This window comes from Lentimicrobium sp. S6 (genome assembly GCF_013166635.1).
Taxonomy (GTDB): Bacteria; Bacteroidota; Bacteroidia; order Bacteroidales; family UBA12170; genus UBA12170.
In genome coordinates, this window is the sequence record NZ_JABKBZ010000242.1 from 1 (window position 1) to 729 (window position 729).

At 31.8% G+C, this 729-nt stretch carries 1 protein-coding gene and 1 pseudogene; one reads left to right on the forward strand and one right to left on the reverse strand.

The features are described from left to right. On the forward strand, window positions 1–134 hold a 134-nt coding region (locus HNS40_RS23870; RefSeq protein WP_216664208.1), incomplete at its 5' end, for an IS3 family transposase. Between the two features lie 334 nt (window positions 135–468). On the opposite strand, the pseudogene HNS40_RS22570 reads toward HNS40_RS23870, so the two are convergent. Continuing rightward, window positions 469–729: pseudogene (locus HNS40_RS22570) on the reverse strand (IS4 family transposase); the annotation flags it as partial.

Below are 729 nucleotides of genomic sequence, written 5' to 3' on the forward strand. Positions count from 1 at the left end.
AATACGGCTATAGGAAGATGTATTTTGCTTTAATGATGCTAGGATATTATATCAACCACAAAAAAGTTTACCGTTTAATGGAAGAGAATGATTTATTACGAGCAGCAAAAAAAAGGAATGAAAGAACTCGCTAGCGCGGTTTTGCAAACCGGGCGTCTACTCTCTTACCTCTTCACGCATAAACAAACCAATCCCTATTTATCTAATTCTATAATAAAAAACTATTAATCATTTTAGTATACAAACTATCCGGCAATCTTGTATCATGATCCGCATAATAAGAGTAATGTAATCTTCTTATAAACAGATCCTCTTGTTGATGGTTCGCTGTATCAATTATTAATTGATTTGAGATACCGTGATATGTTTTTATCGGTCTGTTTTTGAAAGAAATCTCGTTATATGGCTCATATTTATATTTTACTTTCATTATTCGTCTTTTTGTTAACCATGATCACTAGTGTCCACTTAAAACAAATTGATTTTCAATTGGTTACTATCTGAATCTTTGAGATTATTGTTATCTATATTTGTAAAGAGCTCATTTACAGGTGCTTTATCTAATAGTGACACTCCCAAAATTTGTAGAATTTCGTAGGTTGAACGCTCCAATTTTAGCTCTTCACCTGCAATTGCAACTAAACAATATGTTATTATTGCCGTGTAAATCTGGATACGAACAGCATTTTCTGTGGTACCCCAAAATGATTTAACTTTTAAATGTTGTTT